Origin of the sequence: Embleya sp. NPDC005575, from assembly GCF_040605455.1 — a bacterium.
In the GTDB taxonomy this organism is placed as follows: Bacteria; Actinomycetota; Actinomycetes; order Streptomycetales; family Streptomycetaceae; genus Embleya.
The window spans coordinates 1-7,344 of record NZ_JBEXCV010000263.1 but is presented as its reverse complement, the minus strand read 5'-3'; the positions used below and the strand labels follow the sequence as shown (position 1 = coordinate 7,344).

The following is a 7,344-nucleotide window of genomic DNA, read 5'->3' as shown; positions in this document are numbered from 1 at the left end:
CGAACCCGGAAGCTAAGCTCTCCAGCGCCGATGGTACTGCACTCGAAGGGGTGTGGGAGAGTAGGACGCCGCCGGAATTTACGTGTGAAAGGCCCGCCCCTTTTGGGGGCGGGCCTTTTGCGTTTCCCGGGGTGGTGTGTTCTGGCGGTCGTCGCAACACGTGGTCGTGTTGATCAGGCGGCGAGCACTTTATGCAGACGCTCGGCTGGGGTTTCCCAGCCGAGCGTTTCGTTGAGGTGCTCACGGCTGTGGATGTGGACGGCCAGGTTGGTGCCCTTGCGGAAGTACTGGCGCAGGAGGCCGTTAGTGTTTTCGTTCGAGCCGCGCTGAGAGGGGCCGGCGGGATCGCAGAAGACCGGGGTGTCGGTCGGACGGTGAACTCGCGGTGGCGCCCCATCTGGCTGCTTTGGTCCCCGGCCAGGGAGTGCTTCAGGATCGACCGCGCGGCTGCGGCGGACCTCCCGACCGACCGTGGGGGCCGGCGGCCCGGCTCGGCGGCTATCGCACGGATGGGAGCCTTCTCCCGCAGCGATCAGCGATATGGACCCGGTCGGCCTCGCGCAGGTATCGCTACGACGCCGAAGGCGACGCAACGCGAAGTGGCCCCGCGTCTTCGTGGCGTTGTCGCCGACCAAGACGCGGGGCCCGTCATGCATGGAATCGGGATGGAACCGGTCCGGCCCAGGCCCGGCGGTCGGCCGGGCGCCGGGCTCGGGGTCACCTGGTGCGAGTGTTGGGGGAGCGGCGGCGGAAGTAGGCCACCGCGGCGATGGCCAGGGCCGGGCCCCACAGGAGCAAGGGGGCGTAGGCGAGCGTCATGACCCAGTACGCGACGCCCGTCGGGGACTCCGGGGCGCCCATGTTCTCGGAACTGTTCCAGACGAAGACGGCCATGCACCCCACTGTCGTCAACAGCGTTGCGCCCAACAGAGCCGGAATCGTCGCTGCCCAGCGGTTGACGGTTCGGCCGCCGAGGTACGGGATCCATTTCGGGACGACCTCGCCCCAGCGCTGGACCAGGCCGAGGGCGAGCATCGCGAGCAGTTCGGCCGTGATGCTCAGGCCGACCAGATAGAACGAATACGGCCCGGGATAGTTGCTCTCGTGCAGGGCATCACCTTCGGCGAAGCCGAGCGGGATGCCCACTGCGCCCGCGGTGCGCCACAACGCCGTGGGCACGGTGCTGAGCGCCGCCACGCGCGCCGCCCAGCGGGCCGTACGGGACGGCTCGCGGAGAATGGGTGCGGATACCGCGGGTTCCGCGAGTTTCGCAGCGGCTCCGCCGTCCCGGGTGTGGGTCGGGCGGTGGTTCGCGGTGGTGATGGCGATGTCGGACATGGTTCATCCCCTCGTCGACGACACGTGCCCGGCGGCCGTGTTCCTGTCTCCATCAGCTTGTTGGGTGGGCACCCTGCGCGACCATCGGCCGATCGGCAGAGCCGGGTTGGCCCGCTCGGGCGGCCTCTGCTCATCGGCAGAGGCGGGTGGAGCGTGCGCGCGTCTACGCTCGGGTGATCATGGTGGCCAATGGGGGGATGTGCCGATGAACGGCTCCGACGTCGGCCGAGCCTCGACGGTTGCCGGCCTCGTTGCCGTTGCCGTCGTCGGGGTCGGTGTCGCCTACGGGCAGAGCCTGTGGGCGGTATTGCCGACCGCGGCCGGATTCGCCGTGGCGTTGTGGGCGGTGCTGTGTCGGTCGAGGCCGCCGGCGTGGCTCGCGTATCTGTGTGTTGCGTTGGGTGGGCTCGGCCTGGTCTCGCTCGTTGGGCAGTTGTGGTCGGCACCGGAGGAGGCGGGGGCATGGGGGTTGGCACGGGTGGCCGTACTGCTGGCCCTGGTCGGGGCCTGTGCCCGCTGGGAGCCGCGGCGGCCGGGTGGGGCGGCGATCGGGGTGATGGGGGCCGCCGTCGCGCTGTGGTCGGTGCCGTTGGTGGAGTGGCGGGGCGGGGCCTTGGAGGTGCTCGGCGCGACGGTGTTCTGGGGGCTGCCGGTGGCCGTGGCGGTGGTCGTGGGTGGGTATCCGCGTCTGGTCGAGCGGCGGCGGGTGGCTGCGGTGGCGTCCGCTCGGCGTGAGCAACAGCTCGACATCGCGAAGGATCTGCACGACTACGTCGCGCACGACGTGAGCGGCATCGTCGCGCAGGCCCAAGCGGCCCGCTTCGTCGGTGCCGCAGATCCGGCCCGGGCACTGCTCGCGTTGGAGCGGATCGAGCGAGCCGGGTTGGCGGCGCTGGCGTCGATGGATCGTATGGTCACCACGTTGCATGTCGGTGATCCGGATCGGGCGGCGTCTCGCGAGGCGTTGCCCGGGATCGATCGGCTGCCGGAACTTGTCGCCGACTTCACCACCTCGGGTGGTACCCGCGCGGTCCTGACCGTCGCCCCGGAGTTGACGACCACCTTCGAGCCGGCGGCTACGGACGTGTCCGCCACCGCCGTGTCCGTGTCGCGGGAGACCTCGGCCACCGTGCACCGGGTCGTCGTCGAGGCGTTGACCAACGTTCGTCGCCACGCGCCGCACGCGGTCGGCGTGGAGGTCGCGGTGACCGTGACGACCCGCTTCGATCGACCGGCCGTCGCGGTGCTCGTGGTGGACGACCACGACCCAGCCGCTGCCGGCGACCACCACCGCACCGACGTTCTCGCCCGCCGCCGAGGTGGCGGTGGCGGCCGCGGTCTCGCCGGGCTGCGCGAACGGGTCCGCGAGGCCGACGGCGAACTCGACGCCGGGCCGGTCGAACACGGTTGGCGTGTGCATGCGATCCTGCCCGCCGACCCTGCCCAAGGCGTGGCTCGTCCCACGCCGGCCGAGGGCGCCGTGCGGGGCCGATCCGCCCGTTCGCATCAGGAATCGAGGACCCGATGAGCACACGCATCCTGATCGCCGACGATCAGGACGACATCCGCAGCGGGTTCCGGCTCGTGCTGGATTCGCAGCCGGACATGACCGTGGTCGGCGAGGCGGCCGACGGTGTCGCGGCCGTCGAGGCGGCCGACGGTGTCGCGGCCGTCGAGGCGGTCGCGCGGTTGCGTCCGGACGTCGTGCTCGCCGACATTCGCATGCCCCGGCTCGACGGACTCGAACTGACCCGACGGCTGGCCGGCCCCGGGGTGGCCACGCCCACGCGCGTGATCGTGGTGACCACGTTCGAGATCGACGAGTACGTACACACCGCGCTGCGGAACGGGGCCTGCGGGTTCCTGCTCAAGCGGTCCGGGCCGACACTGCTGATCGAGGCCGTTCGTGCGGCGATGGCGGGCGACACGTTGATCAGCCCACAGGTCACGGTCCGCCTGCTCGACCGGCTGTCGGCCGGAGCGAACCCGCCGACGCGGACCACGGACCCGACTCCGGTCGACCGAGCGGACCAACCCGTCGCGGATCCGCTCACCGTCCGCGAGCACGAGATCGTGCGATTGATCGCCCGCGGGCACACCAACGCCGAGATCGGAGCCGAGTTGTACATCACCGCCGGCACGGCCAAGACGCACATCGCGAACATCCAGGCCAAGCTGCGCGTGCGCAATCGGGTCGGGATCGCCGCCTGGGCCTGGGCGAACGGCCATGTCACTCCGAGCGGTTGAGTTACCCGCCGACGCGCTTCACGGTCCCGTACCGCTCGACGTGCGCCGGTCCCAGCCCGGCTCGAACTTCCGCCGGAAGCACCGAACTTCGCCGCCGGAACCGAAGTTCACGCATCGAATCCGATCGATGCGGCAGCCTCGAAGTGCACTCGGCGGACGCGCAGTCCACATCACCCGGGCGACCTACAACCGTCCCGCCAGTTTCAACGCCAAGTACGTGTCGGTGAGCGCCGAGGCCAGTTCGCCCGGGGGCGCGTCCACGACGGTGACGTTCTTGCGGCGCAACTCGGCGGCCGTGGAGCGGCGTTCGGCGAGTTCGCGTTCGGCTGCGGCGGCTTCGTAGACCGCCGTGGCGTTGCCTCGGTGGGCGGCCATCGCGGTGATCGCCGGGTCGGCGACCGCCGCCACGATCACCTCGTGTCGAGCGGCCAGTTGTGGCAGCACCGGGAGGATGCCCTCCTGGACCGCCTCCCGTTCCAGGCCGGTGATCAACACGACCAGTGAACGGCGCGGGGTGCGGCGCAGGATTTCGGCGACCAGGGTCCGGGCGTCGGGTTCGACCAACTCCGGCTCCAGCGTGGCCATCGCCTGGACGAAGGCCGGGAGTATGCCGTTTCGGGGCGCACGCCGAACCTCGGCGCGTACCCGGCGGTCGTAGGCGAGCAGGTCGACCCGGTCGCCGGCGTGGTTGGCGACCGCGGTCAGCAGCAGCGTGGCGTCCATCGCGGCGTCCAGGCGGGGGACGTCGCCGATGCGGCCGGCCGAGGTGCGGCCGGTGTCCAGCACGACCAGGATGTGCCGGTCGCGTTCGGGGCGCCAGGTACGCACCACCACGCCCTGGTTGCGGGCGGAGGCGCGCCAGTCGATCGATTTGGCGTCGTCGCCGGGGACGTACTCGCGCAGCGTGTCGAACTCGGTGCCCGCGCCTCGGGTGAGCAGGGCCGAGCGGCCGTCGAGTTCGCGCAGGCGTTCCAGTTTGGAGGGGAGCAGTCGGCGGCTTGGGAAGCCGGGCAGCACGCGCAGTCGCCACGGCACGTGGTGCGAGCCCTGGCGGGCGGCCAGGCCGAGCGGGCCGATGGACCGGATCGTGACCCGGTAGGCGTTGCGGTCGCCGCGGCGGGTCGGGGTCATCGTGGTGGTGAGGCGACGTCGTTCACCGGCGGGGATGGTCAGGTCGTGGCGCTGGGTGGTGGTGCCGGTGCTGGGCGGCCAGGCGTCGCGCAGTCGGCCGCGCAGGGAGCGGGTTCCGGGGTTGGTGACCGTCAGCGTGACCTCGGCGCGTTCGCCGAGGCGGACCGCGGTGTCGCCGCCCCGGTCGAGGGTCAGGTCGCGGACGCCGGCGGCGAGCAGCAGGTCGACGAGGATGCCGAGCAGCAGGGCGCCCTCGACCACGGCCAGGCCGAGCAGCGAGGGCAGCAGTAGGCCGACCACCAGGACGCCCAGTGCTGCGGCCAGGACGGCGCGACCGGTCAGGGCCATCGGCGGTTAACGCGGGACCGGGGTGTGCGCCAGGACGGCGTCGATCACCACGTCGGGGGTCACACCCTCCATCTCGGCCTCGGGGCGCAGCCGCACGCGATGTCGCAGTGCCGGTCGGGCCAGTGCCTTGACGTCGTCGGGGGTGACGTAGTCGCGGCCGGCCAGCCAGGCCCACGCGCGGGCGGCGGCGAGCAGGGCGGTGGCGCCGCGCGGGGAGACGCCCATGGCCAGCGACGGGGAGGTTCGGGTGGCTCGGCAGACGTCCACGACGTAGGCCAGAATGTCCGGCTCGACGCGCAGCTCGGCCACGGCTCGGCGGCCGGCGGCCAGGTCCGCGGCACCCGCGACCGGGCGTACGCCGGCGGCTTCGAGGTCGCGTGGGTCGAAGCCCTCCGCGTGCCGGCGCAACACCACGATCTCGTCGTCGCGTTCGGGCAGCGGCAGGGTGAGCTTGAGCAGGAAACGGTCCAACTGGGCCTCGGGCAGCGGGTAGGTGCCCTCGTACTCGATCGGGTTCTGCGTCGCCGCGACCATGAATGGGTCGGGCAGCGGGCGGGTGGTGCCGTCCACCGAGACCTGGCGCTCCTCCATGGCTTCGAGCAGTGCGGCCTGGGTCTTGGGTGGGGTGCGGTTGATCTCGTCGGCGAGGAGCAGGTTGGTGAACACCGGGCCCTCGCGGAAGGAGAACGCGGCGGTGCGCGCGTCGTAGACCATCGAGCCGGTGACGTCGCCCGGCATCAGGTCCGGGGTGAACTGCACGCGTGTGGTGGTCAGGTCCAGGCTGCGGGCGAGGGCGCGCACCATCAGTGTCTTGGCGACGCCGGGTACGCCCTCCAGGAGCACGTGGCCCCGGCACAGGAGGGCGATCACCAGTCCGGTGACGGCGGCGTCCTGACCGACCACGGCCTTGCCGATCTCGCCGCGCAGGGCTTCGAGGGCGTCGCGCGCCTCGCGGGTCTGCTCGGGTGCGCTCACGTCGTGCGTACCTGCCTTATCAGCGCGTCGAGTTCGTCGGACAGGGTGACGAGGGCTTCGTCGCTTTCCGGGATCGCACCGTACAACAGGGCGTGCACGTGCGCGGTCGTGTGGTCGGTGCGGGCGGTGATCGAGGCGATCAGGGCAGCCTCGGCGGGGTCGGCGCCCAGGACGCGGGCGAGTTGTTCGCGGGCGGCGGCGCGCAGCAGTTCGGCGGCGGTGGCGCGGGCGCGGCCGCGGCGGTAGAGCCGGGCGCGGCCCTCGACGGTCTCGGCGGCGCGGACCACGACCGGGAGCGGTTCGGCCACCACCGGGCCCAGCCGGCGGGCCCGCCACAGGGCGAGCAGGACGGCGGCGACGGCCAGTTGCGCGGCGCCCCAGCGCCAGCCGGCGGGCAGCAGGTCCCACAGCGAGTCGTCGGCGGGCGGGAGTTCGTCGGCGCCGGGCAGGTACCAGACCAGGTGTGGGTGGGCGCCGAGCAGATTCAGTGCGAGGGCGGCGTTGCCGTTGTCGTCGAGGCGGTCGTTGACCAGGGGGCTGCCGGAGCCGAGTACGACGGTGTCGTGGCCGGCGCGGGGCGGGGTGAGGACGAGCGTGGGGCGGCCCGCGTCGGGGTAGCAGCCGGTGGCGTCGGGGAGCAGGTCGGTGTCGAACCGGGCGCCGCCGGTGCCCGCGTCGCCGGCGCGGGTCGCGGCGGGCAGTGCGCAGCGCGGTTGCAGGGTGCGTCGGCCCCCGTCGGGGGCGGTGTGTACGCCGGGGGCCAGGATCGCGAGCGCGGCCTCGCCGGGGCGGACCAGGACGGTGCGGGCCGGACCGGCGGCGGCGAGGGTGCGCAGGTGCGCGTCGGCGAGCAGGTTCGGGAAGGGCACCACGAGGGTGCTGTCCGGGCGGATCGCCCGGGCCGCCTCGTCGGCGGAGCGGACCGGGTGCACGTCGACGCCGCGCGCCCGGAGCAGTTGGGCCAGGGCCTTGCTGCCCTGGGGGTGGGTGGAGCGCGGGTCGAGTCGGCCCTCGTGCCGGTCGCCGCGGATCAGGACGAGTGCGGAGACCACGATCAGGACCAGGGCGAACAGGGCCAGGGGCGTGCGCATCCGGCGCCACACCTGCTCGGTGGTGGGGCCGAGTGCCGTGTCGCTCATCGGGGCATCCGCTCGTCGACACGTGGGCGGGCGACGGTGCAGCGGGCGTCGAGGTCGCGCAGGTCGCGGTCCAGGCCGCGGTCGGCGGTACGCCCGCCGTAGTGCACGTCGTCGAAGCTCGCGGCGGCGGCGCGCAGGTCCGCGGCCGCCTCGGGCAGTGCGCGGC

The 7,344-nt window shown here is 72.6% G+C and carries 7 protein-coding genes and 1 pseudogene; 2 read left to right on the top strand and 6 right to left on the bottom strand.

The genetic code is table 11. The annotated features are described in order from the left end of the window. Nucleotides 1-173: 173 nt before the first annotated feature. Nucleotides 174-353: pseudogene (locus ABZS54_RS41305) on the bottom strand (IS30 family transposase); the annotation flags it as partial. A 364-nt stretch (nucleotides 354-717) separates the two neighbouring features. Continuing rightward, on the bottom strand, nucleotides 718-1,338 hold the full coding sequence (locus ABZS54_RS41300; RefSeq protein WP_355548081.1) for a hypothetical protein: 621 nt from the start codon (nucleotides 1,336-1,338) through the stop codon (nucleotides 718-720). Between the two features lie 205 nt (nucleotides 1,339-1,543). On the opposite strand from ABZS54_RS41300, the gene ABZS54_RS41295 reads away from it, so the two are divergent. After that, on the top strand, nucleotides 1,544-2,866 hold the full coding sequence (locus ABZS54_RS41295) for a histidine kinase (protein ID WP_355548078.1): 1,323 nt from the start codon (nucleotides 1,544-1,546) through the stop codon (nucleotides 2,864-2,866). Continuing rightward, nucleotides 2,863-3,585, top strand: a complete 723-nt coding sequence (locus ABZS54_RS41290; RefSeq protein ID WP_355548076.1) for a response regulator transcription factor — start codon at nucleotides 2,863-2,865, stop codon at nucleotides 3,583-3,585. Before ABZS54_RS41295 ends, ABZS54_RS41290 begins: the two co-directional genes overlap by 4 nt. Nucleotides 3,586-3,768: 183 nt before the next feature. Here the strand turns inward: ABZS54_RS41290 and ABZS54_RS41285 are convergent, their stop codons facing one another. The 4 genes from ABZS54_RS41285 to ABZS54_RS41270 form a co-directional block, all read right to left on the bottom strand. After that, nucleotides 3,769-5,064: a DUF58 domain-containing protein gene (locus ABZS54_RS41285; RefSeq protein ID WP_355548074.1), complete on the bottom strand. Its 1,296-nt coding sequence runs from the start codon at nucleotides 5,062-5,064 to the stop codon at nucleotides 3,769-3,771. A 6-nt stretch (nucleotides 5,065-5,070) separates the two neighbouring features. After that, nucleotides 5,071-6,039: an AAA family ATPase gene (locus tag ABZS54_RS41280; protein WP_355548072.1), complete on the bottom strand. Its 969-nt coding sequence runs from the start codon at nucleotides 6,037-6,039 to the stop codon at nucleotides 5,071-5,073. Next, nucleotides 6,036-7,178, bottom strand: coding sequence for a DUF4350 domain-containing protein (locus ABZS54_RS41275; protein WP_355548069.1), 1,143 nt, complete (start codon nucleotides 7,176-7,178; stop codon nucleotides 6,036-6,038). Before ABZS54_RS41275 ends, ABZS54_RS41280 begins: the two co-directional genes overlap by 4 nt. Then, nucleotides 7,175-7,344: DUF4129 domain-containing protein (locus tag ABZS54_RS41270; protein WP_355548084.1), on the bottom strand; the 170-nt coding region annotated here is incomplete at its 5' end. The genes ABZS54_RS41270 and ABZS54_RS41275, both read right to left, overlap by 4 nt.